Genomic DNA, 26,478 nt, shown 5'->3' on the forward strand with positions numbered 1-26,478 from the left:
GGTTCAGGCATTGAACCTCCGCGTTGAGTAATATCAGCCTGCATCTTCAGTCGAGAGAAACTTGTCGAAATAATCGATCGTCTTGCGCAACCCCACTTCGACTTCAGTTTTGGGCGCCCAATCCAGCAGTTCACGCGCCCGGCTGATATTTGGCTGACGCTGCTTCGGATCGTCCTTCGGTAGAGGGCAATTGATCAAGCGTGATTTGGCACCGGTCATTTCGATCACCATCTCTGCCAACTGACGAATCGTGAACTCTCGGGGATTGCCAATATTCACAGGCCCCGGACAAACCCTTCCCGGTACATCCATGTACCGCAGGAAGCCCTCTACCATATCGTCTACAAAACAGAAGCTGCGGGTCTGGGAGCCGTCCCCGTAAATCGTGATGTCTTCCCCACGCAATGCCTGTACGATGAAATTGCTGATTACCCGACCATCGTTAGGATGCATGCGCGGGCCATAGGTATTGAAAATCCGGGCAATCCGGATATCGATACCGTACTGGCGGTGGTAATCGAAGAACAGGGTTTCGGCGCAACGCTTCCCCTCGTCGTAACAGCTGCGGGGGCCAATGGGATTGACATTCCCCCAATACTCTTCTGACTGGGGATGCACCACCGGGTCCCCGTACACTTCACTTGTGCTAGCCTGAAATACACGCACATTGAGGCGGCGGGCCAGCTCCAGCACATTGATTGCGCCATGCACCGAGGTCTTGATCGTTTGTACCGGATCATGCTGGTAGTGCACCGGGCTGGCAGGGCATGCCAGGTTGTAGATTTCATCAACCTCCAGGCTGATGGGATTGGTTACGTCGTGGCGGATGAATTCAAAGCGAGGATGGCCGAGCAAATGCTCGATGTTCTGCTTGATTCCCGTGAATAGGTTGTCCAGACAGACAACTTCATCGCCACGGGCAATCAGGCGCTCAACCAGGTGTGACCCCAGGAACCCTGCTCCTCCAGTCACCAGAACCCGCTTCCGAATACTATAGCCACGCATACAACATTCCTTTAACAATTCTTTGAGCAGACACTGTCGTTTGACCTGTCGCTGAACGACATTGAGCTTCGACGTCGACAACATGAGACGCGACCAGCGAAGGGCTTCGCTTCCAACACCCATCCAATGGGCGATCACGCTCCGACAACAACAGTGCTGCGCAATAGCTCTGCAACGAAGCGGGCGTTCCAGCCATTATGGCTGCAACACGGTCAACATCACTCGTGATAGTCCATGGCTTTGAAGCCATGCTTCTTGACCAGTTCGTCGCGCTCGGCACTCTTCAGGTCTTCGCGCACCATCTCGGCCACCAGTTCGGCGAAACTGGTCCTGGGGGTCCAGCCAAGTTTTTCCTTGGCCTTGCTGGGATCACCCAACAGGGTTTCGACTTCCGTCGGACGAAAATAGGCAGGATCGACGGCGACAATGCACTTGCCGTGGGCGTCGTAACCCTTTTCATCCACCCCGCTGCCCTCCCAGCGGATCTGCATACCCAGTTCCTGGGCGGCCGCATTGACGAAGTCCCGCACGCTGTACTGCACACCGGTGGCGATGACGAAATCTTCGGGCTTTTCCTGTTGCAGCATCAGCCACTGCATTTCCACATAATCCTTGGCGTGACCCCAGTCCCGTTTGGCATCCATGTTGCCGAGGAACAGGCAGTCCTGCAGCCCCAGCTTGATACGAGCGAGGGCCCGGGTGATCTTGCGGGTCACAAAGGTTTCGCCGCGAATCGGGCTTTCATGGTTGAACAGGATGCCGTTACAGGCATAGATACCGTAGGCTTCACGATAATTGACGACAATCCAGTAACCGTAAAGCTTGGCCACCGCGTAAGGACTGCGGGGATAGAAGGGCGTGGTTTCCTTCTGAGGAATTTCCTGGACCAGACCATAAAGTTCAGACGTGCTCGCCTGATAGAAGCGGGTCTTCTTCTCCAACCCTAGAATACGGATAGCCTCAAGAATCCGCAGCACCCCAAGTGCATCGGAATTGGCGGTGTATTCCGGCTCCTCGAAGCTGACGGCGACATGGCTCTGGGCCGCCAGGTTGTATATTTCATCGGGCTGGGTTTGCTGAATGATGCGGATCAGGCTGGAACTGTCCGTCATGTCGCCGTGGTGCAGGAAAAAGCGAACGCTCTCTTCGTGCCGATCCTGGTAAAGGTGATCGATACGGTCCGTATTGAACAGGGAAGTGCGGCGTTTCAGTCCGTGGACGATGTAGCCCTTGCTCAGCAATAGTTCAGCAAGATAGGCGCCATCCTGGCCGGTAACGCCCGTGATGAGGGCGACTTTGGGTTTAGACATACGGTTTATTCCCTCTATGAGCGGGGTAATTGAATTTCTACGAAATCCCTGTAGGCAGCAGACAACCCCTCTTCCAGGGATACTTTGGCCTGCCAGCCGAGAGCGTTGAGCCGGGAACTGTCCATCAGCTTGCGCGGCGTGCCATCCGGCTTGGAGGCATCAAACTCGATCTTTCCCGAAAAACCGGTTACCCGGGCAACGGTCTCCGCCAACTCGCGGATTGTAATGTCATAACCGCAGCCGACATTGATATGGCTCAGCATGGGCTGGGTATGCTGGTCATAGCGGGACTTGTCCAGATTCATAACATGCACGCTGGCAGCCGCCATGTCGTCCACATAGAGGAATTCCCGCATCGGCGTGCCGCTGCCCCATACCGTCACCACAGGCACATTGGCGCTTTTCGCCTCATGGAAACGCCGGATCAGGGCCGGGATCACATGGGAATTTTCGGGATGGTAATTGTCGCCGGGACCATACAGATTGGTTGGCATGACACTACGATAGTCCACACCATATTGCCGGTTGTAGCTTTCGCACAGTTTGATCCCGGCAATCTTGGCCACCGCATAGGGTTCGTTGGTCGGCTCCAAGGTTCCTGTCAGCAACGCCCCTTCCGCGATCGGCTGGGGTGCCAGCTTGGGATATATGCAGCTGGAGCCGAGGAACAACAGCTTCCGGACACCTGCACGAAAAGCCGCATCGACAACATTGGCCTCGATCATCAGGTTGTCGTAGATAAACTCGGCCGGGTAGGTGTTGTTGGCATGAATACCACCGACCCTGGCGGCTGCCAGATAGACCTGCTCCGGACGCTCGGCCGCAAAGAAGGCACGTACCTCCGCCTGGTTTGTCAGGTCCAGTTCCGCATGAGTGCGGGTAATGATGTCCTGGGAACGAACACCTTGCCCGAGTAAGGTCCGGACGATGGCGGAACCGACCATCCCGCGATGGCCTGCTACATAAATTTTGGGCATGGGACTCATTGTTGCTGGGGGGCTCTACCGTAGGTGTCGTGCAGGCGCACGATGTCATCCTCGCCCAGATAACTGCCGGACTGGATTTCCACAATCTCGAGTTCAACCACGCCCGGATTCCGAAGGCGATGCACTTCGCCGATGGGGATATAGGTGGACTGATTTTCGCTGAGGAGGAAGGTGTTTTCGCCACAGGTGACTTCCGCCGTACCCTTGACCACCACCCAATGTTCGGCCCGGTGGTGATGCTTTTGCAGGCTGAGGCTGGCGCCCGGCTTGACACCGATACGCTTGACCTGGAAACGCTCGCCCCGGTCTATGCTGTCATACCAGCCCCAGGGACGAGCCACCTTGCGATGGGTAACCGCCTGGGTGCATTGGGCCTGCTCAAGGCGGGTCACCACGTCCTTGACCTGCTCGGCCTTGTCCCGGTGGGCCACCAGCACCGCATCAGGCGTATCGATAATCAGCAGATTATCGGTCCCCAATGCCACCACCGGACGATGAGGAGCATGAATGAAGGTATTGCTGGAGTGGTGAACCATACCCTGGCCTGCCACCCGATTTCCGTCCCCATCCGGAACCTGAAGATCGGCAACTGCATTCCAGCTGCCTACATCGCTCCACTGCCCCTCGAAAGGGACTACCGCCACATTGTCATGCTGTTCCATGACAGCGTAGTCGATGCTCTGGGAGCGGCAGGTGCCAAAACTCCGGGCTTCAGGCCGAACAAAGGCATGACCGCTGGGAGACACCTCGACCTGCGCATCAGCCATGGCCTGACGGCACGTCAGCAGGATATCCGGAGCATGAGCCTCAAGCGCTTCCAGCAAAATGACTGCCCGACAGAGGAAAATACCGGCATTCCACAGGTTATCCCCGGCCAGCAGTAACTCCTGGGCCCTGGCCAGGTCTGGCTTTTCGATGAAACGCCCGGCATGGAAACTGCCATCGGCACGAGAATCGCCGCGCTGGATGTAGCCGTAAGCGGTACTGGGAAAAGAAGGAACAACCCCGAAGGTCACCAGCGCACCGGCCTGGGCTGCCGGCACACCCTGACGGATGGTCCGGAGGAAGCCTTCCACATCAGGGACATGATGATCTGCGGGGCAGAAGAGCAGCAGATCGAGGCCATCCTGGATCGCCTGCAAGGCCGCCAAGGCCATGGCAGCAGCTGTATTACGCGCAGCCGGCTCCAGAATGACGGCGCCCGCCACACGGGCTGCCAGCATGTCGTCCGTCACCATGAAGCGATGATCTTCCGCCGCCACGGCCAAGACCCGCTCTCCCAGTCCGCTGGTACGTTCAAAAGTCAGCTGCAGCAGGCTTTTGTCACCCAGGAGGGGCACAAACTGTTTGGGAAAACTCTTGCGGGACAGAGGCCAGAGCCGGGTCCCGGATCCACCACAAAGGATGACCGCTGTAATGGTGGGATTCTTCATGAAATGACTGCATCCTCTTGGTCTAGGAAACACCGCGCACCGACATGTACCCCCGTCGAGCTGGGTCTTGCCCTCCTCTGCCGCTTCCGGACCACCTTGCCAGACTCGGCAGCCGGAACGTCCAACCCTTGAGAGGAAAGATTGCAGGCCTGCCCCCGAAAGGGCTGCCTTGAAATGGTGGTGGAGAGGAGGAGGATCGAACTCCCGACCTTCGCATTGCGAACGCGACGCTCTCCCAACTGAGCTACCCCCCCACGAAGAGGAAAGAATTATAGCAACAAGGTCTTAGCTGTCAAAAAGACAACGTCTTCACGACACCCGGAAATAGCTGACGGTCTGGCGCAACTGGTCGGCCAAACCTTCGAGTTGCTCGGCCTCGGCGGCATTGTTCTGCATGGTGGCGTTGGTTTCCTCGGCCATGGAGGCAATGTGCTCCACATGTTTGGCAATGTCGGTGGCGGTGGTAGCCTGCTCGGTGGTGGCCAGGGCCACATCCCGCACCTTGCCGAGGGAATCCAGGGCCTGGCGATGGATTTCGTCGAGCATGGCGGTGGCCTGGGTCGCCAGTTCCAGCCCCTTGTCCACCTGGGGCGCAGCCGTCGCCATGGCCTGCACGGCGGTCTGGGTCTCCTCCTGGATGGAGTCGATCATCTGGGCGATTTCCGTGGTGGCCTTGGCGGTCCGCTCTGCCAGCTTGCGCACCTCATCGGCGACGACGGCGAAACCCCGGCCCTGTTCGCCGGCCCGGGCTGCCTCGATGGCGGCGTTCAGCGCCAGCAGGTTGGTCTGGTCGGCAATCTCCTTGATCACATTGGCGATGCCGCCGATCTCCTGGGAGCGCTGCTGCAGCAACTGGATCTGCTCCGACGAAGTGGCCACGGTGCGGGAAATGAGCTCGATTTCCTGGGCCGCGTTCTTCACCAGACCGGCCCCCTCCTCCGCCAGGGCAGCGGTCTGGGAGGAGTTCGCTTCGGTCTGGGTGGCGATTTCGGAAACTTCGCTGATGCTCACCGTCATCTGCTCGATGGAGGCGGCCGAGGCCGAGGTGGACTGGGCCTGGTTATGGGCCGCCACGCTGGTTTCCCGGGCCGCCACCGACACATGCTCGGCGCCGGAAGAGAGGCGGGAAGCCATGCCGTTGATGTCGCCGAAAATGTTGGCCAGCTTCTGTTGCATGGTCTGCATGGCAGCCAGAAGACTGTCGGGGGAACTGTACTCCACCGGCCGTACCAGATCGCCTTCGGCGATGTGGCGCACCACTTCCACCGCGTAGGCCGGCTCACCTCCCAGTTGGCGCAGGATGCTGCTGTTGATCAGCCAGGAGATGACGGAAAGGATGGCCAGGGTAATGACCACCATGATGCTGAACATCAGGGCCTGCTGGCGGAATACGGCATTGACGTCATCGACGTAGATGCCCGACCCAACCACCCAGCCCCAGGCCGGGAATTCGGCCACGTAGGAAATTTTCGGCGCCGGCTGGTCGAAACCCGGTTTCGGCCACAGGTAGTCCACAAAGCCCTTGCCGCTGGCCTTGACCACGTTTTCCATTTCCTGGAAGAACAGCTTGCCGTTAGGGTCCTTCAGGGCGGCCTGGGACTTGCCTTCCATATCCGGCTTGATGGGATGCATGAGCATGACCAGGTTGCGGTCCTGAACCCAGAAGTATTCCTTGCCGTCGTAGCGGACGTTGCGCAGGGAATCCATGGCCTGGCGCTTGGCCTCTTCTTCACTCAGCTTGCCGGCCTGCTGCTGCTTGTAGAAATAGTCCACCACCCCCAGCACCGACTCCACCACATTGCGGGTCTTGAGGCGGCGGTCTTCCATCAGGTTGTCCCGCAGGACGTAAAGGGAAAATATCCCGACCGCGAGCAGGCCAAGCACCACTCCGGCGAAGAAAATCATCAGGCGCGTACGCACCTTGATCCGTTCGAAATTAAACATTCGACCCCCTGACTAGAAGCCCCTCTGCGGGGGCCGCAACACGAACCGTTGAACCACCATCGGCGCTCCGACGCCTTTTTTTCATGGTGGCAGAAAAAGCAAAAGGGGCCAACAAGTGCCGGCCCCCAGGAATCACTCGCCCGAACCGAAGGCGGCCCGCCGTAGACGGTCGGCAACCGCCGCCCAGGCCGGGCCTTCCGGCAACGCCTCGACCACGATGGTGTCGGCACCGGCGCCATCCAGCTCCCGCAGGGCCCCATAGAAGCCGTGGGCATAGCCCGCCGGATCGGCCGGCAGCATCTTCCACACATGGGGCATGCCCGCATGGGGCGGCTGACTGTGGCAGATGACGCCGCAGAAGCCGCCGCGGTGGCGCACCACGTTGAGAAAATCGAGAAGACGCTCCCGGGCCACCACTTTGAGCCGGGTGCGGGGGGCGTAATGGGCTTCCAGGGTGCCGGAGGCTCGGGGCACGGCGCCCAGGGGCTTTTCCGGCCGGACACCGATGACGGTCTCGATCTGCTCCGGGGTGATGTGGCCAGGGCGCAGCAGCCGGGGGACACCGGAAGAAAAATCGATGATGGTGGATTCGATCCCCACCGGGCAGGCTCCGCCGTCCAGGATGAAGGGCACCCGCTCGCCCAGTTCGTCGGCCACATGCTGGGCGGCGGTGGGGCTGATACGGCCGAAACGGTTGGCCGAAGGAGCTGCCACACCACCGCTGCCGCCGGCCTGGGCAAAGGCCCGCAGCAGTGCCAGGGCCACCGGATGGCCGGGCACCCGCAGCCCCACCGTGTCCTGGCCGCCGGTCACGGCATCGGGCACCCAGGGCTGCTTCTTGAGAATCAGGGTCAGAGGACCGGGCCAGAAGGTCTCGGCCAGCTCCCAGACGGCATCGGGAATATCTGCGGCCCAGCGTTCGATCCAGTCGTGTCCGGGCAGATGGACGATGAGGGGATGATCCGCCGGACGCCCCTTGGCGGCGAAGATCTTGGCCACCGCCTCCGCATTGGAGGCATCCGCCCCCAGACCGTACACCGTCTCGGTGGGAATGCCCACCAGCTCGCCGGCCTGGAGCAGTTGCACCGCCCGGTCGATATCGGCCGGGCTGGGCGGACAGGCGGAAATGGCGGCGGCTTGCATCAGGATTCCGGCGCCCCTTTTACTCGTCCCGAATGCCGATGGCGGCGCGGGCCGCCATCGCGGCCTGCTGCACCTGCACCGAGTCTTCGCCGATGACGGTGAAGTGGCCCATCTTGCGGCCCGGGCGGGCGTGGTGCTTGCCGTAGAGATGCAGCTTCAGATTGGGTACCGCATAGAGCTTGGACCAGTCCGGCTCCCGGTAATGCTCGACCCCATCCTTCTCTTCGTACCAGATGTCGCCCAGGATATTCACCATGACGGCGGCGCTGTGGGCCCGGGCTTCACCCAGGGGCTGGCCGCAGAGAGCCCGCACCTGCTGCTCGAACTGGTCGGTGACGCAGGCATCCAGGGTGTAGTGGCCACTGTTGTGGGGCCGGGGCGCCATTTCATTGACCACCAGCCGGCCGCGGGAGATGAAGAACTCCACCCCCAGAGTGCCGATGTAGCCCAGCTTCTCGGCGATGCGCTCGGCGATTTCCTGGGCGCTGTCGGCGGTGCAGGCGGAGGCCCGGGCGGGGACGATGGAGACATCCAGGATGCCCTTGCGGTGCTGGTTCTCGCCCACGGGGAAGCAGGCCACCTTGCCGTTTTCATCCCGGGCCAGGACCACGGAGACTTCGTAATCCAGGGGCAGCTTCTGCTCCAGCACGCAAGCCTCGCCCTTGAAGCCGCGGAAGGCGGCCAGGGCCTCCTCCCGGCTGTTCACCACGGCCTGGCCCTTGCCGTCGTAGCCGAAGCGGGCCACCTTGAGGATGCCCGGGAACAGGCCGGCACTGGCCGCCTCCAGGTCGGCCTCGCTGCGGATGGCGGCGAAGGGGCCGTGGGGCAGGCCGTTATCCTGGAGGAAGGTCTTCTCGACGATGCGGTTCTGGCAGACGGAAACAGCCGCCGCAGCGGGACGCACCGGCAGGAACTTGGCCAGGTAGTCCAGGGTGTCGGCAGGAACGTTCTCGAATTCGGTGGTGATGGCGGCACAGCCCTGGGCCAGTTCGTCCAGGGCGGCATAGTCGTCGTAGGCGGCCGCCAGATGGCGCTCGGCGACCTGACCGGCGGGACTGTGGGGGTCCGGGTCCAGGACCCAGACCTTGTAGCCCATTTCGTGGGCGGCAGAAACGAAGAAGCGGCCGAGTTGGCCGCCGCCGAGCATGCCCAGGGTGGCGGGAGGCAGAATCATGGCCATGGTTTCCCGGTCTCCGCTCACACTTCCGGCAGCTTCATGGCCAGAACCTTCTCGCTCTGGGCCTGACGGAAATTGGCCAGCTTCTCGGCCAGCTCCGCATCATGGGTGGCCAGCTGGGCCACGGCGAAGAGGGCGGCGTTGGCGGCACCGGCTTCGCCGATGGCGAAGGTGGCGACGGGAATGCCCTTGGGCATCTGCACGATGGAATAGAGGGAGTCCTGGCCGGAAAGGTGCTTGGAGGGCACGGGCACGCCCAGCACCGGCACGATGGTCTTGGAGGCCAGCATGCCCGGCAGATGGGCGGCACCGCCGGCACCGGCGATGATGGCCTTGAGGCCCCGCTCGGCAGCCACGGCGGCGTAGTCGAAGAGCAGGTCCGGCGTGCGGTGGGCGGAAACGACGCGGGCCTCGAAGGGCACGCCGAATTCCTTGAGCATGACGGCGGCCGCCTGCATCACGGGCCAGTCGGAATCGGAACCCATGACGATGCCGATCACGGGGTGCTTGGGCTGGTTCATTGCGCTGCCTTTCGCTCGGCGGCCTCGATGGTATTGGCCAGGAGCATGGTGATGGTCATGGGGCCGACGCCGCCGGGCACCGGAGTGATGAGGGAAGCCACTTCCTTGCAGGAATCGAAATCCACGTCGCCGCACAGCTTGCCGTCGGGCAGACGGTTGATGCCCACGTCGATGACCACGGCGCCGGGCTTGATCATGTCGCCGGTGATCATGCGCGGACGGCCCACGGCGGCCACCACGATGTCGGCGCGGGAGGTGTGGAACAGCAAATCCTTGGTCTTGGAATGGCAGATGGTGACGGTGGCGCCCGCATTGGTCAGCAGCAGGCCCATGGGCTTGCCGACGATGTTGGAGCGGCCCACCACCACGGCTTCCTTGCCGGTCAGGTCCACGCCGCCCTTTTCGAACATCTTCATGACGCCGTAGGGAGTGCAGGGGATGAAGCGGGGATTGCCCTGGGCCAGGGCGCCCACGTTCTCGGCGTGGAAGCCGTCCACGTCCTTCTCGGCGGAAATGGCCTCGAGCACGGCTTCTTCGTCGAAATGCTTGGGCAGGGGCAGTTGCACCAGGATGCCGTGCACCTTGGGATCGGCGTTCAGTTCGGCGATCTTGTCCAGCACCACCTGGGGATTCACATCCTTGTCGTAGGTGATCTTCTCGGAATACAGGCCCACCTTCTCGCAGGCATTGACCTTGTTGCGCACGTACACCTGGGAAGCGGGGTCTTCACCCACCAGAATGACCACCAGGCCGGGGCGGTGGCCCTTGGCCGTCAGGACTGCGACGCGGGACTGGAAGCTTTCGCGCAGCTCCTGGGCCAGCGCGTTGCCGTCGAGAATTTGTGCCGTCATGGATTTCTCTGCCAACAAAAAAGAAAAGGGGAAAGGCGAATGCCTTTCCCTTTGAATTGCCGCAATTTTATCAGAACCCCGGGGAGAATGGACCCTCCCCCGGATCGCGGCCTGCCCGAGGCTTAGGCCAGAGCCACTTCGGCGGTGGCGGCCACCGCCGCCCGACCGGCGGCAAAGGCCTTGCGGTTCTGCTCCACCACCTTCTCGCCCTTGCGGGCGAAGCGCTGCAGGATGCAGTTAAGCAGGATGTCGGCGGAGAAGGGCAGATGGTCGGCCACCGCCCCCAGCATGACCGTGTTGCCGAGACGGATGTCCCCCAGATCCTTGGCGATGGCCATGGCGTCGAAGGCCACCACGCGGCAGCCGGAATCCTTCATGGAACCGACGGGATCCGCAGGGTAGTCGTAGAGCCCCAAGTCCACCACCGGCGGGGTCAGCTGGGCGGTGTTCATCAGGGCGATGCCATCGGGCACCAGCATGTGGCGCCAGCGCATGGCCTCGGCCGCCTCGAAGCCCAGCAGCACATGGGCGGTGCCCGGGGTGATCTGGGGCGACAGCACCTTGGGGCCGAAACGCAGATGGGACGAGACCACGCCGCCGCGCTGGGCCATGCCGGCCACTTCGGTCTTCTTCACGTCGTGGCCCAGGGCGATGGCTGCCTCGGCCAGGATTTCTGTGGCCGTCATGACCCCCTGGCCGCCGATGCCGACAACAAGAATATTGGTCGTTGCAATGCTCATGGCGCGCTCTCAGTGCTTCTTGAGGATGTTGATGGGCACCACCGTCTCCGCATGGACGATGGCATCGGGGGCGCAGGGCTGGACGCAGAGGCCGCAGCCGGTACAGGCAGCGGTCTCGATGCGCACGAAGTTGAGGTCCACTTCCCGGCCGTTGGGCTTGATGGCCTTTTCCCGCCGGGTGACGTGGATCGCCGGGCAGCCCACTTCGACGCAGTTGCCGCAGCCGGTGCACTTGTCGTCCATCACCGTGAAGGGCTTGAGCTTGTGGTAGGCCTCGGTCAGCACGCAGGGCTGGTCGGTGATGATGACGGAAGGCTCGGCCACCTTGACCTCCTCGCGGATGGCCTTGAACAGCACCGGCAGCTCGTAGGGGTTCACCTTGTGCACCCGCTCCGGCTTGACGCCCAGGGCCTGCACCAGCTTGACGAAATCCACCCGCGGCGCTTCGTTGCCGTGGATGTCCAGGCCGTTGCCCGGGTTGTTCTGGCCGCCGGTCATGCCCACGGCCCGGTTGTCCAGCAGCAGCACGGTGACGTTGCCCTGGTTGTAGACGATGTCCAGCAGGCCCTGCATGCCCATGTGCAGGAAGGTGGAATCGCCGATCACTGCCAGGATTCGTTTGTCCTTGTCCGACTCGCCCCGGCCCTTGTCCAGGCCCAGCGCCACTCCCATGGATGCCCCCATGGAAATGCAGGTATCCAGGGCATTCCAGGGGTGGCCGGCCCCCAGGGTATAGCAGCCGATGTCGCCGGCGATGGTGATGTTGCGCACCTGGGACAGGGTGTAATAGACGCCCAGGTGGGGGCAGGCCACGCACATGGTGGGCGGCCGCGGGAACACCTGCATCGGCGCCACCGCGGTGACGGCTGGCACCGGTTCGCCGCGCAGCTTGGCGATGGCGGCCTTGAGCACGGGCGGCGCCAGCTCGCCGATGCGGGGCAGGATGTCCTTGCCGCGCAGGGCGATGCCCTGGGCCTTCAGCTCGGTTTCCAGCAGGGGCTCCACCTCTTCCACCACCACCACTTCGTCGCACAGGGCCGCCAGTTCGCGGCACTTGTCGATGGGTGCCGGGGAGGAGAAGCCGAGCTTGAGCACCGGTGCCTCGGGGAAGGCTTCCTTGACGTGCATGTAGGCGGGGCCGGAGGTGATGAAGCCGAGGCGGCGGTCGCTGCCGGCCTCGATCACGTTCAAGGGAGAAACCTCGGCCTCGGCCTTGAGAGCGGCTTCCCGCTCGAACATCAGGGGCAGGCGGCGGGCGGCGCCGGAGGGGGTCATCACCCAGCGGGCCGGCTCCTTCTTGAAACCGGCGCCCACATGCTCCTGACGTTCGCCCACGGTGACCAGGGCCTTGACGTGGCAGATGCGGGTGGTGAGGCGCAGGATCACCGGCACCTGGAAGCGCTCGGACAGCTCGTAGCCGAGCTTGGTCATCTCGTAGGCTTCCTGGGAGTCGGCAGGCTCCAGCACCGGCAGGTGGGCGAAGCGGCCCCAGTAGCGGGAATCCTGCTCGTTCTGGGAGGAGGAGAGGCCCACGTCGTCGGCCACGGCAATCACCAGGCCGCCGGCGACGCCGGTCAGGGTCAGGGTCATGAGGGCGTCGGAGGCCACGTTCATGCCCACGTGCTTCATGCAGCAGAAGGAGCGGGAACCGGCGTAGGCCGCGCCCACCGCCACTTCCAGGGAAACTTTTTCATTCACCGACCACTCTGCGTAGAGGTCCGGATAGGTCGAAATGACTTCCAGCATTTCCGTCGCCGGCGTGCCCGGATAGGCCGCGGCAACCTTGACGCCGGCCTCCCAGACGGCGCGGGCAACAGCTTCGTTGCCGGACATGAGCAACCGGCTCTGGGCCGGCACGGGCGCGATAGCGGCCATGTTGTCTCCCCCTGCTTTGTTTCAGGTGTTGATAAAGCGGGGGATGTTAACAGGCTCCATACGGTAGCGTCTTGACACAAGTCAACGACACGGAGGGGATAGATGCCTGAAAACAATGACTTCTGGCCATGAAAAAGGCATGCATTGCAGTCGCTTTGAAAATGCATCGCATTACCCGGTAACCCCCCTAGTTTCGGCAACCGGATTTGCGTATTACCATTGGTCCCACCGCGAAAAACGTGAAATAGTTGGCACAGGAGACCCGGAATGAATAATGCACCGCAGCAAAAGAGTGCGTTCTGGCAGTTGTACGAAAATATAGAAAAAACCTTCTTCAATTCGCTTTCGAAGAAACTGTCCAGTTTTCTGCTGCTTTTCTGCGTAGACCTGGGTTATCTGGGCGTCTATTTCTACCAACAAAATACCATCCAGCAATTGCTGCATAGCGGCAATGCCAGCCCCGAACTGCTCGCCCGCATCGGCGCCAGCCTGGACAGCGGCCTCTACATCATGGGTGGGCTGACCCTGCTGGCCCTGGCCATGAACATCGGCCAGATCCTCTACCTGCGCCACCTCATCGTGCGGCCGGTGAAGGTCATCACCGGCATCTTCAACGAGATCGCCCGGGGCGAAGGGGATTTCTCCCGGGACCTGCCCCTCATCACCCAGGACGAATTGCGGGAGCTTTCCGCCGGTTACAACCGCTTTGCCGAAAAGATGCGGCAGATCATCGGCGAAGTGCGCAAGATGTCCGTCAGCATCGCCCGGGAGGCCGTGCTGGTGAAGGCCCGGGTCGAGGACACGGTGAAGAGCGCCCGGGAACAGGTACGCCTGACGGAGACCGTGTTCACCGCCAGCAGCGAAAGCACACGGGCCATCCAGGACGTTTCCGGCAGCACCCACGCCATTTCCGACTCGACCCACGGCAATCTGGACATCGCCCGGCAATCCCTGGGCGAGATGCAGGACATCGCCGGCAAGATCAACGCCGTCAGCGACAAGGTGACCCGTTTCAACCAGACGGTGGACGACCTTTCCCACCGCTCCGAGAGCGTCAAGCAGATCGCCGCCCTGATCCGGGACGTGGCCGACCAGACCAACCTGCTGGCCTTGAACGCCGCCATCGAGGCGGCCCGTGCCGGCGAGGCGGGCCGCGGCTTCGCCGTGGTGGCCGACGAGGTGCGCAAGCTGGCGGAGCGGGTGAACAAGGCCACCGCCGAAATCGCCGGCAACATCAACGGTGTCATCACCCTGGTGGAAAACACCCGCAGCGAAAACGACGAGATCAACGCCGACGTGCTGCAGACCCGGGAGGTGGTGAGCCGCTCCGCCGAGCAGTTCCAGCGCATGGTGGGGGATTTCGAAGGCACCAGCGAAAAGCTGCTGCAGATCGCCGCCGCCATGGAGGAACTGTCCGCCACCAACGAGCAGGTGCATGAGAACGTGGACGGCATCCACCGCCTCTCCGGCAGCGTCGCCCAGCACATGGAGGAATCGGAGCAACGTACCCTGGAGCTGGCCCAGGCCACCGAAGCGGTGCAGGAGCTGGTGTCCCGCTTCAAGATCGGCGCCGGCGCCTTCGATCAGGCGGTGGACCGCACCCGCCGCTTCCGCGACGACCTGCAGGCCGAACTGGAAGCCATGGCCAAGCGGGGCATCAACATCTTCGACCGCAGCTACCAGCCCATTCCCGACACCAACCCGCAGAAATACAAGGTCAGCTGGGGCGACACCTATGCCCAGACCTGCCAGGGCCTGCTGGAAAGCTGTCTCAAGGACATTCCGGGCTGCGCCTTCGCCGTGGGCATGACCAGCGACAGCTACCTCTCGGCCCATAACCTGAAGTACTCCAAGCCCCTCACCGGCGATTACGAGACCGACCTGGTGGGCAACCGGGTCTGCCGCAAGTTCGAGCGCCCCTCGGAACTGCGCTCCGCCGCCAACACGGAACCCATGCTGCTGCAGACCTACCAGCGGGATACCGGCGAAGTGCTGTGCGACATCGCCATGCCCATCTACGTCGGCGGCCGCCACTGGGGCAACGTGCGGGTCGGGGTGCCGGCCGACGCCCTGCTCGCCATGTGAGAAGCCGGAGCAGCCCCGGGTTCGCGCCCGGGGCGCCCAATTCCCCGAACCTGATCCAGGACAAAGCCGGGCGAACTTAGTCCGGCGACAATGTGCCACCGACCTGCCGAAGGAAAGCCATGACCAAGACTCCCCTCCTCGCCGCCGCCCTGCTGGCCCTGGGCGCCCAACTGGCCCACGCCGCCCAGCCCCTGCCCGCGGTGGATGTTTACAAGAGCCCCTACTGCGGCTGTTGCGGCCAGTGGGTGGAACACATGCAGGCCGCCGGGTTCACCGTGCGCAGCCACAACGTGGACGACGTGCCCGCCGCCCGCAAGCAGCTGGGCATGCCGGACAGCCTGGGTTCCTGCCACACCGCCCGCATCGGCAACTACGTCATCGAGGGCCATGTGCCCGCCGCCGACGTCCAGCGCCTGCTCAAGGAAAAACCCAAGGCCGTGGGCCTGGCGGTGCCGGGCATGCCCCAGGGCGCCCCGGGCATGGAGACGGCCCGACCCCAGCCCTACGACACCCTGCTGGTGAGCAACGACGGCCAGACCCGGGTCTTCGCCCGGCACTGAGACTAGCCCGCCGGGAAATAGCAGAAAACAGCAGCAAACAAAAAAGGGGCCGATGGCCCCTTTTTTCAATGGTGATGCTCCGCCAGGCGCTAGTCCGGCCGCCCCATGGCGTCGCGGATGGCCTGCTTCGTGTTCTCCTGGTGGATGATGAAGAAGGCGACGATGGTGGCCGGCAGCCAGCCGATCAGGGTCACCTGCAACACCAGGAGGACGATGCCCACCATGACGCGGCCCTTCAGCATGACCGCCAGGAAGGGCAGGAACAGGGCCAGGATGTAGGACATGGCTCAGCCGCCGGCGCGGGGTGAGGTGCTCTGCTTGGGATCCTGCTGCTGGCGCAGGTCCAGATCCTTGGCCTGGGCATCGCTGATGATCTCCAGCACATTCACCACCTTGCGCACGCCGGCGGTGGTGCGCGCCACCTCGATGGCGGCCTTGGCCTCGCGCTCGGTGACCATGCCCAGCAGGTACACCACGCTGGCTTCGGTCACCACCTTGACGTGGTTGGCGGAGAAGCGCTGGGCGTCGATGAAGCGGGCCTTCACCTTGGAGGTGATGTAGGCATCGTTGCTGCGGGCGGAAAGGGAACTAATGCCCGCCACCTGCAGGTCGTTGGTGACGCCGGCCACATTGGGCACGGCGGCGACGATCTGCTCGGCCTGGGCCTTGGCCTCCTCGCTGACCGCTTCGCCCGTCAGCAGCACCTTGCGGTTGTAGCTGGTGACATTGACGTGGAGCTTGTCCTTCAACTGCTCGGAGAGACGGCTGGCGGCCTTCACCTCGATGCCCTCGTCTTCCACATAGGTGCCGGAAGAGCGGCGGTCGGTGGCCATCAGCACGCCGGCGGTGACGCCGCCGGCAACCACGGGGAAGCAGCCCTGCAGGGCCGGCACCAGGGCCGCCAGCAGCAGGGGCAGGGCGATACGGGATTTCAGGGACTTCATCATTCTTCAACTCCCAGCAAGAGACAGTCGATGCCGTCGCAGATGCAGTGGATGGACAGGAGATGGACTTCCTGAATGCGGGCGGTGCGGTCGGCCGGCACGCACAGGTGCACATCGCCCTCCCGCAGCATTTCGCCGATCTTGCCGCCGCCCTTGCCGGTCAGGGCCACCACCCGCATGTCGGCATCGTGGGCAGCCTGGATGGCTTCCATGACGTTGCCCGAATTGCCGGAGGTGGAGATGGCCAGCAGCACGTCGCCGGAGCGGCCCAGGGCCCGCACCTGCTTGGCGAAGATGACGTTGTAGGCGTAATCGTTGGCGATGGCGGTAAGGATGGAGCTGTCCGTGGTCAGGGCGATGGCCGCCAGTTCCTGGCGCTCGGCCTCGAAACGCCCCACCAGCTCGGCCGCGAAGTGCTGGGCGTCGGCGGCGGAACCGCCGTTGCCGCAGGCCAGGATCTTGCCGTCGTTCACCAGGCAATTGACCATGGTTTCCACCGCTTCGGCGATGGGGGCGGCCAGCAGTTCGACTGCATCCAGCTTGGTCTGGGCGCTGTCCTGGAATTGCTGGCTGATGCGGGAAATCAAATCCATAGTGGTTTGAGGCAGTTGCGTTGGAAAAGTGAGGGCCATTCTAACATGGGGCCTTCGCCGCCCCGGGGTAACGGCTTGTAACGGGTGGGGGCGCAGCGGCGGCACGTATTGTCGCCCCCGGGCGAGAGGGCTAGACTTCACCCCCCGCTCAGCCCCGGTGCCCTGCATGGCCGACCAGCCCCTCGCCTCTCCCCCCGCTCCAGCCCCTTTCCGCGAACCTTTGGTGTTCGTGGACCTGGAGACCACCGGCGCCAACCCGGTGCGGGACCGCATCACCGAAATCGGCATCGTCGAGGTCTCGGCCGCCGGCGTGACCCAGTGGAGCAGCCTGGTCAATCCGGGCATCCCCATCCCGCCCTTCATCCAGGGCCTGACCAACATCAGCGACGAGATGGTGGCCGACGCGCCGCCCTTCGCCGACCTGGCCGAAGAGGTGCTGGGGCGCCTCAAGGGACGCCTTTTCGTGGCCCACAACGCCCGCTTCGACTACGGCTTCCTGAAAAACGAATTCCGCCGCCTGGGTCTCAAGTTCCACGCCACCGTGCTGTGTACCGTCAAACTGTCGCGCAAGCTGGAGCCCCAGCACCACCGCCACAGCCTGGACGCCCTGGTGGAACGCCACGGCCTCTACGACGAGCACCGGCACCGGGCTCTCTCCGACGCCCGCCTGATCCATCAGTTCTGGGACCGCCTGCACGGCAAGTACGCCCCCGAACCCATCTGGGCCGCCGTGGAGACCCTGACCCAGCGCCCCAAGCTGCCGCCCCACCTGCCGCCGGAAGCCCTGGACGACCTGCCGGAACTGCCCGGCGTCTATCTGCTGTACGGCCAGGAGGCGGACGGCGAGCCCCTCTACATCGGCAAGAGCAGCAACCTGCGGCAACGGGTCTTCTCCCACTTCTCCGGCGACCAGAAGGACGCCCGGGATACGGCCATGGCCGCCCAGGTATACCGGGTGGAATGGCGGGAGACCGCCGGCGAACTGGGCGCCATGCTGCTGGAGGCCAAGCTGCTGCAGGCCCACCGCCCCAGCCTCAACCGGCACCAGAAGAAGGGCGGCGAACTGTGCGCTTGGCAGCTGGTGCAGGAGGCGCCCGGCGACTTCCGTCCCCGCTTGGTGCTGGCCGACGAACTGGACTTCGGCCGCAGCCCGGACCTCTACGGCCTCTTCAACTCGGCCAAGGAAGCCCGCAACAGCCTGAAGAAGATCGGCGACGCCCACCACCTGTGCCACGTCCTCCTGGGCCTGGAGAAGCAGCGCCCGGGCAAGCCCTGTTTCGGCCACCAGATGCACAACTGCAAGGGCGCCTGCTGCGGCAAGGAGAGCCTCAGCCAGCACAGTGCCCGCCTGATGGCGGCCCTGGCCAAGCTCAAGATTAAGGAGTGGCCTTACGCCGGCCCCATCGGCCTGGTGGAAAAGGACGACTTCAGTTCCACCACCGACCTGCACGTGGTGGACCACTGGGCCTACCTGGGCACCGCCCAGCGGGAAGAGCAGGTGTGGGAAATCCTGCAGCAGCAGGGCAGCCGCCCCGCCGCCTTCGACCAGGAGACCTACCGCCTGATCAACAAGGCCATCGCCCAGGGGGCGGTGGAGGTCCGGGAACTGACGCCGCCCGTGCAGCCGGCATGAAAAAAGGCGCCCGCGGGCGCCTTTTCTACGACTGGGCCGCAGGCCTCACATGGTCAGCCAGCCCCGGGCTTCCGGCTGGAAGGGCAGGTCGGCAATGATCCAGCGGCCTTCGCTCCAGCCTTCCATCTCCAGGCGCACCGGGTCGCCGACGCGCAGGCCGAAAATGGCCGAACCGAGGGGACACAGCACCGACCAGCAGCCTTCGTCCGGATCGTGGTCTTCCGGATAGACCAGGGTCACTTCCCGGCGGCGGCCGCTGTCGGCATCGCTCAGCACCACGGTGGAATTCATGGTTACCAGGTTGGGCGGGATGGCTTCCGGCGGCACCGGGTTGGCGGCCCGCAGACGGCGCAGCACGGTGCCGGCAGAAACGTGGATGCTCTGGTCCCGCAGGTAGAGGCGTTCGATCAGCCCCACCAGGCGCTCCTGGTCCAGGGCGGAAATGATCAGGGCTCCCGGGGCGGGGAAAATCTGGGCGGTTTGGGATTGGGGCATGGCAGCTCCTCACGACAGGCCGTCCGGCTCGAGGGTCGGCGCGGCAACAAACAGTAAACGGGGAATGGGGTACAGGGTGAAACCGGCAACACGCCCGGCAGCGGCCGTCTCGGCAGCGCTACCGGGCCGGCGGGAGACAGGCCGGGAAACGCCGGCCGCCCCACCCGGACTGCACCGCCGGCTGCCGCGCAGCCGCCATCCGGGCCTCGCCACGGCGGGCGCCCCGGAAGAAAATGGCGGCAAAAAAAGCTGACGGCATGATGGCTGCACCAATATGGGGCACAAAGATGATGGCGCCAGTCTAGCCCAACCCCTGGCCGGGGGTAGTCGGCCAAGCACTTACGTCGATATACGGACTATTCGGTGCCAAACTCCGCTTCAACACGCTGCAACAGCCAGCGCCCGTCGTTGGCCAGCAGTTCGCCTTCGCCCATCTGGCTGCGCACGATCAGCCCTTCCACCACCACCATGGCGCAGCGGGCCGCCATGGGGGCCCGCTCGCCCAGGCGGGGGGCCAGCCACTCGGCCAGGAGGCGCTGCAGGTCATCCTTGTGGGCCCGGGCAATGGCGGCGACACCGGCGATGCCCTCCCCCACTTCCGCCACCGCGTTGATGAAGGCGCAGCCCCGGTAGTCCGGCTCCGCCGCCCAGGCCAGCAGGATGTCGACAACGGCGGCCAGTTCCGGCGGCCGGGCCGCCAGACGGGCCTGGAAGCCGGCCAGCCAGCGCCGGTGGCGCCCTTCCAGGTAAGCCCGGATGAGGTCGTCCTTGGCCGGGAAGTGACGGTAGAAGCTCATCTTCGCCACGCCGGACTCGGCAATGATGCGGTCGATGCCGACGCCCCGCAGGCCGTGCTGGTAGAAGAGCCGGGAAGCGGTTTCCAGGATGCGGGCCCGGGCCCCTTCCGGGTTCGGATCGTCGGGCGGGGCCAGCAGTGTATCGGTCATGGGAGGTTCCAGGAAGCGGTGGCTGAAAAATGGAATGGCGCCACATTGACAGACAGATCTGTCTTGCGCAATATACAGACCTGTCTACATCAACTCCCAAGGAATGCCCATGCTCCCGTTGTCCGCCGCCAAGGCGCCGCCCGCGCCACCCCTGGCCTATATCGCCATTTCCATGCTCGGTGCCGCCGTGGCCATCGGCAGCATCGCCGGACTCAGCCTGTGGAGCGGCACTCCCTGGCTCATGGCGCCCTTCGGCGCCACCTGCGTGCTGGCCTTCGGCCTGCCCGACAGCCCCCTGGCCCAGCCGCGCAACATCGTCGGCGGCCATCTTCTGGCCACCGCCGTCGGCCTGGCGGTGCTGCATACCCTGGGGGACGGCGGGCTGGCCTCGGCCCTGGCAGTGGGACTGGCCCTGGGCCTGATGCAATGGACGCGCACGGTGCACGCCCCCGCCGGCGCCAATCCGCTGCTGGTCCTGGCGACCAAGCCGGCCCTCGGCTTTCTCTTCAGCCCGGTACTGCTGGGCGCCCTGGTCATCGTCGCCTGCGCCCTGGCGGTCAACAACGCCCGGCAGCGGGGCAGCTATCCCAAGTACTGGTATTGAGGCCGGAGGCGGCCAGGGCCGGGGCACCAGCCCCGCGCCTGGCCGGCCCGCGGCGACAGAGGCCCTATTGCCGCTGGGGCAGCTGGATGGACTGGGTTTCCAGGAAATCCTCCACCCCGTGGCGCCCCAGCTCCCGGCCGTAGCCGGACTGCTTGAAGCCGCCGAAGGGCGCCAGCAGGTTGAAGAAGGCGCCGTTGATATCCACCTGGCCGGCCCGCAGGCGGCGGGCGAAGGCCAGGGCCCGGGCCTCGTCGGCAGACCACACGCCAGCCGCCAGGCCGTAGTCGGTGCCGTTGGCGATGGCCTCGGCCTCCGCCTCGTCCCGGTAGGTGAGGATGGCCAGCACCGGGCCGAACACCTCCTCCCGGGCCAGGGCGGCATCGGGCCGCACCCGGCCGAACACCGTGGGCCGCACGTAGTAGCCGGTGGGCAAGCCTTCCGGCGCGGCGCTGCCGCCGCACAGCAGCTCGGCGCCGTCGGCCACGGCCTGGTCGATCATGGCCCGCACCCGCTGCCGCTGCTGGCCGGAAACCAGGGGACCGAGACGGCAGCCCTCCGCCAGGGGATCGCCCAGGGTGTAGGCCGCCGCGGCCTGCACCGCCAGGGCGGCAGCCTCGGCATAGCGCTCTTGCGGCACCAGCAGCCGGGTCAGGGCCGAGCAGGCCTGGCCGGAATTGAGGAAGCAGCCGGCCACCGTGCCCTTCACCGCCGCCGCCAGATCCGCATCCGGCAGCACCACGGAGGCGGACTTGCCGCCCAGCTCCAGGGACACGCGCTTCACCGTGGCCGCCGCCACCGCCGCCACCCGTTTGCCGGCGGCCGTGCTGCCGGTGAAGGAGACAGCCGCCAGGGCGGGATGGGCGGCCAGGGCCTCGCCCACCACCGGGCCGTAGCCGGTGACCAGATTGAAGACGCCGGCGGGCAGCCCCGCCGCCTCGATCACCTCGGCCAGGAGGAAGGCGTTGAGGGGCGCCACTTCCGAGGGCTTCAGGACCACCGTGCAGCCGGCGGCCAGGGCGGCGCCGACCTTGGCGGCGATCTGGTGCAGGGGGAAGTTCCAGGGCGTGATGCAGGCCACCGGACCGGTGGGCACCTTCAGCACCAGGGACTGACCGATGCGCTCCTCGGCGAAACCCTCGGCGGCGATGCGGGCGCAGGCGGCGAAGGTGAAGATGGGATTGCCGGCCTGGACCCGGGTGGCCAGTTTCACCGGCATGCCCACCTCGCTGGCGATGAGGCGGCCCAGCTCATCCTGGCGGGCCTTGAGGCCATCGGCGATCTTCTGCAGGAAGGCGCCCCGCTGCGCCCCGGAGAGGGCGGCCCAGGCAGGAAAGGCGGCCGCCGCGGCCCGGGCTGCCCGGTCGGCGTCGGTGGCCGTGCCTTCCGGCACCCGGGCGATGACCGTCTCGGTGGCCGGATTCTCCACGTCGATGAAGGCGTTGCCGTCGGGGGCGACCCACTGGCCGCCGATGTAGAAACGGGAATGCTGCTGCATGGGGAAGTCTCCTCTTCTGGTTTTCTGGCGTGGGCCCGGCGGGGCCGATCGGGGCAGACGCGCGCCGGACCCACTCCCGGATTCTAAGGCAGGGCGGAGCCGGTGCAGGAACTGGCAAGGGCAGCGGCGAGGCATGCCGCCAGGAGGCAGGAAGGACGGCCATCCCGGGCATGGCATGGCGGAGATGGCCGCCGTTGCTGGCTCCCAGGCCATCGCCTGCGGCAGGCCGGCCCGGCCTTCAGCAAGGCCAGATCAGCGCCCGAGCAGGGCCGCCAGTTCCGCCGCATCGAAGCCCGCCGCCCGCCGCGCCTCCAGGTTGAAGGGCCCCCGCACCTTGGGGGCGCCATAGCGGGCCGCCAGCTCCGCCTCCGCCGCCAGGGGCTCCAGGCCCCGCTCGCGGCAGACGTGGCGATACCAGCGGTTGCCCGCCGCCACATGGCCGATCTCGTCCCGCAGGATGACATCCAGGATCGGGCCGGCGGCGACCTCCCCGGCCTGCACCAGCTTGTCGCGGATGCCCCGGTTCACATCCAGCCCCCGGGCTTCCATGGCCCGGGGCACCAGGGCCAGGCGGGCCAGCACGTCGTCCGCCGTCTTCTCCGCCATGTCCCACAGGCCCCGGTGGGCCGCAAAGTCGCCGTAGGCGTAGCCCAGGGTGCGCAGATGGTCGTCCACCAGGGTGAAGTGCTGGGCCTCCTCCCGGGCGATGCGCAGCCAGTCCCGGTAAAAATCCTCGGGCAGATCGGGGAAGCGCCAGACGATGTCCAGGGCCAGGTCGATGGCGTTGAACTCGATATGGGCGATGGCGTGCAGCAGGGCGGCCCGTCCCTCCGCCGTGTGCAGGGAACGGCGCGGCACTTCGGCCGGCGGCACCAGCAGCGGCCGCGGTGGCCGCCCCAGCAGGGGCGCGGTTGGCACAAGCCGCAGGCCCGGCGCCACCGGCCCCGCCGGATCGAGGGCCAGCACCGCCGCCACCTTGGCGGGCACGGTATCGAGCATCAGGGCGGCGAGGGCTTGCTGGCGGAGCATGGGCGGACGTTCATCAAAAGGAAACGGCAGTGTGCCAAAAATAGGGGACCGCTGCAGCGCGGGACAGACGACGGGAACGCCGGGACTGACGCCCGGCGGCAGTGCATCGCTAGCAAACAAGGCGCCACCGTGGTGCATGGCAAGCGCCCCCGGGGGAACGCGCCGGCCAACCTTTCCCACCACCCGGAAAGCCGCGTCCTGCCTTGATCCCGGAGGTCCGACAGCAAGCCTGGGAGCCTGACCGCGCATCGGGCACGGCCTTTGCTGAAAGCAAAGTGGGAGCGTCCGTCACCATCGACCTTTACGGAGAAAAATCATGAACGGAACTGAAATCGAAATGACCCTGCGGGAACTGGAAATCCACCACAAACTGACCCAGGTCCTGCTGCTGGCCGTAGTGGCCTTCTGCGCCGGCGCCGTGGCCCTCAGTCTCTAGGTGGCAGCAAGGAGCAAAGCCCCCGGGCGGCCAGCCAGGCCAGGCCGCCCCACAGCAGCAGCAGGAAGGCCCAGCCCGCCAGGCTCGGCGCACACCAGCCCCAGCCGCAGGCCCCATCGTGCTGCAGCAGCCCGGGGAGGCCCAGGGCGTGGAACAGGTAGATGGAAAGATAGGGAATCGCCGCCAGCAGCCCCAGGGGCGAATCCAGGTAGGCGGGGAAGAACAGCCCCGGCAGCAGCAACAGGCCGTAGAGGCCGACCAGGGCGACGAACACCGGCGCGGTGCGCCGCCGGGCGCTGCCGGAAGTGGCCGCCTTCATGGCCAGACGGGCTCGGCGATCGCCGGGCCGGTCACGGCGCTTCCTTGAGATAGGGGCCCCAGCACCGATCCGGCCGGGGTTCGACGCAGGCAACGTACTTGGCGTAATCCGCCGAGAAACGCACGAAGACGGTCCAGTCCCTGCCGGAAAAATCCTCACTGGAGCCTGAACAGTCGGGGCCGCCGCTGTCCTTCAGGTTGTGCCCGGTCAGGGTGTAAAACCCATTGACGTCCGGCACCGCCGACAGCTCGTAGCGTTCCTCCACATACTCCTCGCCGCTGGTGCCGGAGAGAAAGCCGTTCGCACGGTAGGTGTGTCGCTCCGTGCAGCCATTGGGCAAACGGAAAGACCAGGTCCCAACGATGGGACTGAACTTCAGCTCCACCTCGGACGACGGGGACGCGGCCTGGGCCGACAGGGCAGGGAATACGGCAGCAAGCAGCAGCAGAAATTTCTTCATCCCACTCTCTCTGTATAGCGAAAACTCACGCCAAACACCGCCTACTTGGCGTACTGCTTCACCGTCGCCCACTGGCGGCGGCTCACCGGCAGTTTTTCCGGCACTTCCTTGAGCAGGGCCAGCCACTGTTCGCCGCCCTCTTCCCCGTCCCCCTGGCCCCGCTCGAAACCGGCCAGGGCATCCTTGGCCACCAGCACGCTGCGGTGCAGGCGGATGAAGCGTTCGGCGAATTCCTGCTCCAGATGGGTGAGGGCCTCGTCCAGCAGGTATTCCCGCTCCCGGGTGCGGGCGGTGACGTATTTGAGATCGGCCTTGAGATAGAGCACGTCCTGCACCGGCACCAGCAGGATGCGGCCCCGTTCGTGGCAGGAGAAGTGGCGGCGGGCGCCCTGGCCGGACTCCTGACGCACCTTGGCCAGACGTTCGGCAGTGAGGGGACCCACCAGCCGGGCCTTTTCCAGGGCGGCCTGGAGGCGGGCCAGACGCACCGGCTTGAGCAGGTAATCCACCGCATTGAGGTCGAAGGCCTGGACGGCGTGGCTGTCGTAGGCGGTGGCGAAGATCACCGCCGGCGGCCGCGGCAGGCCGGCCAGGTGGCGGGCCAGCTCCAGGCCGTCCATCTTGGGCATGCGGATGTCCACCAGCACCACGTCGGGCTGCACCTGCTGGATCAGTTCCAGGGCCGCTTCGCCGTCGCCGGCCTCCCCCACCACCCGGGTCGGCAGTTCCAGGGCCAGGTCCTCCAGCAGGGTGCCCATGCGCCGGCGGGCCGGCGCTTCGTCATCCACCAGGACGATGCTGAGAGGGGCGGGCGTGGGCTCGGTCATGGCAACGGTCTCCGCAGGGGAAGGGTGATGCGCACCCGGTAGGTGCCGTTCTGTTCGCTGCTTTCCAGGCGCGCCTCCAGGTCGTAGTAGAGGTCCAGGCGCTCCCGGATGTTGGCCAGGGCCATGCGGTTGCCGGCATGGTGACCCTGGCCCGGGGGACAGGGATTGGTCAGTTCCGCCACCATGGCGTCGCCCTGGCGGGAAAAACCGATATGGATGGTGCCGCTGCCCTCCCCGGGCTCGATGCCGTGGTAGACGGCGTTCTCCAGCAGGGGCTGCAGCATCAGGGGCGGCACCAGGGCGTCGTCGGGCACGTCCACGATGTCCCACTCCACCTTGAGCCGCTCGCCCAGGCGCAGCTTTTCCAGCCCCAGGTATTGGCGGCAGAGGGCGATTTCGTCGGACAGGGGCGAGAGATTGCGGGCATCCCGCATCAGGGCGCGGAACAGGTCGGCCAGCTCCTCCAGGGCCGTCTCGGCCCGCCGCGGGTCCTGGCGGATGAGGGAAAGCACGGCGTTGAGGCTGTTGAAGAGGAAGTGGGGGCGGATGCGGGCGGTCAGGGCCTGCAGGCGGGCCTCGGCCACGGCGGGGGAGAAGGCCCGGGCCCGCAGGCTGAAATAGAGGAGCAGGGGCAGGGTCGCCGCCGCCGCCAGCAGGGCCGCCCGCAGGGCAGCGCCCCAGCCGCCTTCGATGAGGCCCATGAAACGCCAGAAGTCGAAGAACAGCAGGGCCTGGGCCATCACCAGCAACAGCACCAGGGCCTGGCCGGCCCGGGGCTTGAGGCGCCACAGCCAGTCCCGGCCCAGGGCCAGCAGCCCCAGGGTGGACAGCAGCAGGGGCTCGCACCAGGTGGCCAGTTCCACCAGGCGCTGGGGCCAGTCCTCCAGACGGGGCGCCAGCAGCAGGGCAGCGGCAGCCACCAGCAGGTTGGCCCCCAGCAGGATGCGCAGCATGACGCCCAGATTGCGGCAGTCCGGCAGGGGATGGGCAGCGGGGTTTTGCTTTATACTTGCCAACTTATTTGCGCTTTCCGTGCAGTTTTCAGCGGCTTTTCCTGGCAAATGGC

At 65.2% G+C, this 26,478-nt stretch carries 26 protein-coding genes and 1 tRNA gene; 4 read left to right on the plus strand and 23 right to left on the minus strand.

Features of this window, described 5'->3' with window-relative positions; translation table 11 throughout:
- Positions 1-33 precede the first annotated feature (33 nt).
- The 12 genes from EV678_RS08115 to EV678_RS08170 form a co-directional block, all read right to left on the minus strand.
- Positions 34-1,143, minus strand: a complete 1,110-nt coding sequence (locus EV678_RS08115) for a UDP-glucuronic acid decarboxylase family protein (protein ID WP_235832419.1) — start codon at positions 1,141-1,143, stop codon at positions 34-36.
- A gap of 80 nt (positions 1,144-1,223) precedes the next feature.
- The gene (gene gmd, locus EV678_RS08120) at positions 1,224-2,315 is read right to left on the minus strand and encodes a GDP-mannose 4,6-dehydratase (RefSeq protein ID WP_014235211.1); all 1,092 of its coding nucleotides are present in this window, start codon (positions 2,313-2,315) and stop codon (positions 1,224-1,226) included.
- 14 nt (positions 2,316-2,329) lie between these two features.
- The gene (gene fcl, locus EV678_RS08125; protein WP_130459125.1) at positions 2,330-3,301 is read right to left on the minus strand and encodes a GDP-L-fucose synthase; all 972 of its coding nucleotides are present in this window, start codon (positions 3,299-3,301) and stop codon (positions 2,330-2,332) included.
- On the minus strand, positions 3,298-4,734 hold the full coding sequence (locus EV678_RS08130) for a mannose-1-phosphate guanylyltransferase/mannose-6-phosphate isomerase (RefSeq protein WP_014235213.1): 1,437 nt from the start codon (positions 4,732-4,734) through the stop codon (positions 3,298-3,300). Before EV678_RS08130 ends, fcl begins: the two co-directional genes overlap by 4 nt.
- Before the next feature lie 178 nt (positions 4,735-4,912).
- Positions 4,913-4,988 (minus strand) — tRNA-Ala (locus EV678_RS08135).
- Positions 4,989-5,043: 55 nt separating this feature from the next.
- Positions 5,044-6,678 (minus strand): methyl-accepting chemotaxis protein, encoded by a 1,635-nt coding sequence (locus EV678_RS08140; RefSeq protein ID WP_130459126.1) that lies wholly within the window; start codon positions 6,676-6,678, stop codon positions 5,044-5,046.
- 132 nt (positions 6,679-6,810) lie between these two features.
- Positions 6,811-7,821 (minus strand): L-threonylcarbamoyladenylate synthase, encoded by a 1,011-nt coding sequence (locus EV678_RS08145; protein WP_130459127.1) that lies wholly within the window; start codon positions 7,819-7,821, stop codon positions 6,811-6,813.
- A gap of 19 nt (positions 7,822-7,840) precedes the next feature.
- On the minus strand, positions 7,841-8,995 hold the full coding sequence (locus EV678_RS08150; RefSeq protein WP_130459312.1) for a 5-(carboxyamino)imidazole ribonucleotide synthase: 1,155 nt from the start codon (positions 8,993-8,995) through the stop codon (positions 7,841-7,843).
- 23 nt (positions 8,996-9,018) lie between these two features.
- A complete protein-coding gene (gene purE, locus EV678_RS08155) occupies positions 9,019-9,519 on the minus strand; it encodes a 5-(carboxyamino)imidazole ribonucleotide mutase (protein WP_014235217.1) in 501 nt (166 codons plus the stop codon).
- Entirely contained in the window at positions 9,516-10,370 is an 855-nt protein-coding gene (gene folD, locus EV678_RS08160; RefSeq protein ID WP_130459128.1) for a bifunctional methylenetetrahydrofolate dehydrogenase/methenyltetrahydrofolate cyclohydrolase FolD, read from the minus strand. The genes purE and folD overlap by 4 nt, the downstream gene beginning before the upstream one ends.
- Positions 10,371-10,492: 122 nt before the next feature.
- Positions 10,493-11,110 carry an indolepyruvate oxidoreductase subunit beta gene (locus EV678_RS08165; RefSeq protein WP_207222213.1) on the minus strand — a complete coding sequence of 206 codons (618 nt, stop codon included), beginning with the start codon at positions 11,108-11,110 and terminating at the stop codon, positions 10,493-10,495.
- A 9-nt stretch (positions 11,111-11,119) separates the two neighbouring features.
- Positions 11,120-12,985, minus strand: coding sequence for a thiamine pyrophosphate-dependent enzyme (locus tag EV678_RS08170; protein ID WP_130459129.1), 1,866 nt, complete (start codon positions 12,983-12,985; stop codon positions 11,120-11,122).
- A gap of 267 nt (positions 12,986-13,252) precedes the next feature.
- On the opposite strand from EV678_RS08170, the gene EV678_RS08175 reads away from it, so the two are divergent.
- Positions 13,253-15,070, plus strand: a complete 1,818-nt coding sequence (locus EV678_RS08175) for a methyl-accepting chemotaxis protein (protein ID WP_130459130.1) — start codon at positions 13,253-13,255, stop codon at positions 15,068-15,070.
- 119 nt (positions 15,071-15,189) lie between these two features.
- Entirely contained in the window at positions 15,190-15,630 is a 441-nt protein-coding gene (locus tag EV678_RS08180) for a DUF411 domain-containing protein (RefSeq protein WP_014235222.1), read from the plus strand.
- An 89-nt stretch (positions 15,631-15,719) separates the two neighbouring features.
- On the opposite strand, the gene EV678_RS08185 is transcribed toward EV678_RS08180, so the two are convergent.
- Genes EV678_RS08185 through EV678_RS08195 form a run of 3 tightly spaced genes read right to left on the minus strand, consistent with a single transcriptional unit; the run spans position 15,720 to position 17,167 of the window.
- Entirely contained in the window at positions 15,720-15,914 is a 195-nt protein-coding gene (locus EV678_RS08185; protein WP_014235223.1) for a YqaE/Pmp3 family membrane protein, read from the minus strand.
- 3 nt (positions 15,915-15,917) lie between these two features.
- Positions 15,918-16,577: a BON domain-containing protein gene (locus tag EV678_RS08190; RefSeq protein ID WP_130459131.1), complete on the minus strand. Its 660-nt coding sequence runs from the start codon at positions 16,575-16,577 to the stop codon at positions 15,918-15,920.
- A complete protein-coding gene (locus EV678_RS08195; RefSeq protein WP_014235225.1) occupies positions 16,574-17,167 on the minus strand; it encodes a phosphoheptose isomerase in 594 nt (197 codons plus the stop codon). Before EV678_RS08195 ends, EV678_RS08190 begins: the two co-directional genes overlap by 4 nt.
- Positions 17,168-17,333: 166 nt before the next feature.
- On the opposite strand from EV678_RS08195, the gene EV678_RS08200 reads away from it, so the two are divergent.
- The gene (locus EV678_RS08200; protein WP_130459132.1) at positions 17,334-18,800 is read left to right on the plus strand and encodes a 3'-5' exonuclease family protein; all 1,467 of its coding nucleotides are present in this window, start codon (positions 17,334-17,336) and stop codon (positions 18,798-18,800) included.
- Between the two features lie 45 nt (positions 18,801-18,845).
- Here the strand turns inward: EV678_RS08200 and EV678_RS08205 are convergent, their stop codons facing one another.
- Positions 18,846-19,295, minus strand: a complete 450-nt coding sequence (locus EV678_RS08205; protein WP_130459133.1) for a GreA/GreB family elongation factor — start codon at positions 19,293-19,295, stop codon at positions 18,846-18,848.
- A gap of 356 nt (positions 19,296-19,651) precedes the next feature.
- Complete coding sequence (locus EV678_RS08210; RefSeq protein WP_130459134.1) at positions 19,652-20,242, minus strand: TetR/AcrR family transcriptional regulator; 591 nt, start codon at positions 20,240-20,242, stop codon at positions 19,652-19,654.
- Between the two features lie 109 nt (positions 20,243-20,351).
- Here EV678_RS08210 and EV678_RS08215 point away from each other — a divergent pair, with 109 nt between their 5' ends.
- Positions 20,352-20,846, plus strand: a complete 495-nt coding sequence (locus tag EV678_RS08215; protein WP_130459135.1) for an HPP family protein — start codon at positions 20,352-20,354, stop codon at positions 20,844-20,846.
- Positions 20,847-20,910: 64 nt separating this feature from the next.
- Here the strand turns inward: EV678_RS08215 and EV678_RS08220 are convergent, their stop codons facing one another.
- From EV678_RS08220 to EV678_RS08245, 6 genes are all read right to left on the minus strand, one after another.
- The gene (locus tag EV678_RS08220; RefSeq protein ID WP_130459136.1) at positions 20,911-22,341 is read right to left on the minus strand and encodes an aldehyde dehydrogenase family protein; all 1,431 of its coding nucleotides are present in this window, start codon (positions 22,339-22,341) and stop codon (positions 20,911-20,913) included.
- 252 nt (positions 22,342-22,593) lie between these two features.
- Positions 22,594-23,370: a ferritin-like domain-containing protein gene (locus EV678_RS08225; protein ID WP_130459137.1), complete on the minus strand. Its 777-nt coding sequence runs from the start codon at positions 23,368-23,370 to the stop codon at positions 22,594-22,596.
- A 425-nt stretch (positions 23,371-23,795) separates the two neighbouring features.
- Positions 23,796-24,125: a hypothetical protein gene (locus tag EV678_RS08230; protein ID WP_130459138.1), complete on the minus strand. Its 330-nt coding sequence runs from the start codon at positions 24,123-24,125 to the stop codon at positions 23,796-23,798.
- Between the two features lie 31 nt (positions 24,126-24,156).
- The gene (locus EV678_RS08235) at positions 24,157-24,585 is read right to left on the minus strand and encodes a hypothetical protein (RefSeq protein ID WP_130459139.1); all 429 of its coding nucleotides are present in this window, start codon (positions 24,583-24,585) and stop codon (positions 24,157-24,159) included.
- 41 nt (positions 24,586-24,626) lie between these two features.
- Complete coding sequence (locus tag EV678_RS08240; RefSeq protein WP_130459140.1) at positions 24,627-25,412, minus strand: LytR/AlgR family response regulator transcription factor; 786 nt, start codon at positions 25,410-25,412, stop codon at positions 24,627-24,629.
- Positions 25,409-26,428 (minus strand): sensor histidine kinase, encoded by a 1,020-nt coding sequence (locus EV678_RS08245; RefSeq protein ID WP_235832420.1) that lies wholly within the window; start codon positions 26,426-26,428, stop codon positions 25,409-25,411. Before EV678_RS08245 ends, EV678_RS08240 begins: the two co-directional genes overlap by 4 nt.
- Positions 26,429-26,478: the final 50 nt, after the last annotated feature.

It is taken from the genome of Azospira oryzae (assembly GCF_004217225.1).
In the GTDB taxonomy this organism is placed as follows: Bacteria; Pseudomonadota; Gammaproteobacteria; order Burkholderiales; family Rhodocyclaceae; genus Azospira; species Azospira oryzae.

What these genes read in the sequence shown, in the direction of transcription:
- gmd (WP_014235211.1), bottom strand. Translation starts at nt 2,315, where the DNA reads ATGTCTAAACCCAAAGTCGCCCTCATCACGGGCGTTACCGGCCAGGAT.
- fcl (WP_130459125.1), bottom strand. Translation starts at nt 3,301, where the DNA reads ATGAGTCCCATGCCCAAAATTTATGTAGCAGGCCATCGCGGGATGGTC.
- EV678_RS08130 (WP_014235213.1), bottom strand. Translation starts at nt 4,734, where the DNA reads ATGAAGAATCCCACCATTACAGCGGTCATCCTTTGTGGTGGATCCGGG.
- EV678_RS08140 (WP_130459126.1), bottom strand. Translation starts at nt 6,678, where the DNA reads ATGTTTAATTTCGAACGGATCAAGGTGCGTACGCGCCTGATGATTTTC.
- EV678_RS08145 (WP_130459127.1), bottom strand. Translation starts at nt 7,821, where the DNA reads ATGCAAGCCGCCGCCATTTCCGCCTGTCCGCCCAGCCCGGCCGATATC.
- EV678_RS08150 (WP_130459312.1), bottom strand. Translation starts at nt 8,995, where the DNA reads ATGATTCTGCCTCCCGCCACCCTGGGCATGCTCGGCGGCGGCCAACTC.
- purE (WP_014235217.1), bottom strand. Translation starts at nt 9,519, where the DNA reads ATGAACCAGCCCAAGCACCCCGTGATCGGCATCGTCATGGGTTCCGAT.
- folD (WP_130459128.1), bottom strand. Translation starts at nt 10,370, where the DNA reads ATGACGGCACAAATTCTCGACGGCAACGCGCTGGCCCAGGAGCTGCGC.
- EV678_RS08165 (WP_207222213.1), bottom strand. Translation starts at nt 11,110, where the DNA reads ATGAGCATTGCAACGACCAATATTCTTGTTGTCGGCATCGGCGGCCAG.
- EV678_RS08170 (WP_130459129.1), bottom strand. Translation starts at nt 12,985, where the DNA reads ATGGCCGCTATCGCGCCCGTGCCGGCCCAGAGCCGGTTGCTCATGTCC.
- EV678_RS08175 (WP_130459130.1), top strand. Translation starts at nt 13,253, where the DNA reads ATGAATAATGCACCGCAGCAAAAGAGTGCGTTCTGGCAGTTGTACGAA.
- EV678_RS08180 (WP_014235222.1), top strand. Translation starts at nt 15,190, where the DNA reads ATGACCAAGACTCCCCTCCTCGCCGCCGCCCTGCTGGCCCTGGGCGCC.
- EV678_RS08185 (WP_014235223.1), bottom strand. Translation starts at nt 15,914, where the DNA reads ATGTCCTACATCCTGGCCCTGTTCCTGCCCTTCCTGGCGGTCATGCTG.
- EV678_RS08190 (WP_130459131.1), bottom strand. Translation starts at nt 16,577, where the DNA reads ATGATGAAGTCCCTGAAATCCCGTATCGCCCTGCCCCTGCTGCTGGCG.
- EV678_RS08195 (WP_014235225.1), bottom strand. Translation starts at nt 17,167, where the DNA reads ATGGATTTGATTTCCCGCATCAGCCAGCAATTCCAGGACAGCGCCCAG.
- EV678_RS08200 (WP_130459132.1), top strand. Translation starts at nt 17,334, where the DNA reads ATGGCCGACCAGCCCCTCGCCTCTCCCCCCGCTCCAGCCCCTTTCCGC.
- EV678_RS08205 (WP_130459133.1), bottom strand. Translation starts at nt 19,295, where the DNA reads ATGCCCCAATCCCAAACCGCCCAGATTTTCCCCGCCCCGGGAGCCCTG.
- EV678_RS08210 (WP_130459134.1), bottom strand. Translation starts at nt 20,242, where the DNA reads ATGACCGATACACTGCTGGCCCCGCCCGACGATCCGAACCCGGAAGGG.
- EV678_RS08215 (WP_130459135.1), top strand. Translation starts at nt 20,352, where the DNA reads ATGCTCCCGTTGTCCGCCGCCAAGGCGCCGCCCGCGCCACCCCTGGCC.
- EV678_RS08220 (WP_130459136.1), bottom strand. Translation starts at nt 22,341, where the DNA reads ATGCAGCAGCATTCCCGTTTCTACATCGGCGGCCAGTGGGTCGCCCCC.
- EV678_RS08225 (WP_130459137.1), bottom strand. Translation starts at nt 23,370, where the DNA reads ATGCTCCGCCAGCAAGCCCTCGCCGCCCTGATGCTCGATACCGTGCCC.
- EV678_RS08230 (WP_130459138.1), bottom strand. Translation starts at nt 24,125, where the DNA reads ATGAAGGCGGCCACTTCCGGCAGCGCCCGGCGGCGCACCGCGCCGGTG.
- EV678_RS08235 (WP_130459139.1), bottom strand. Translation starts at nt 24,585, where the DNA reads ATGAAGAAATTTCTGCTGCTGCTTGCTGCCGTATTCCCTGCCCTGTCG.
- EV678_RS08240 (WP_130459140.1), bottom strand. Translation starts at nt 25,412, where the DNA reads ATGACCGAGCCCACGCCCGCCCCTCTCAGCATCGTCCTGGTGGATGAC.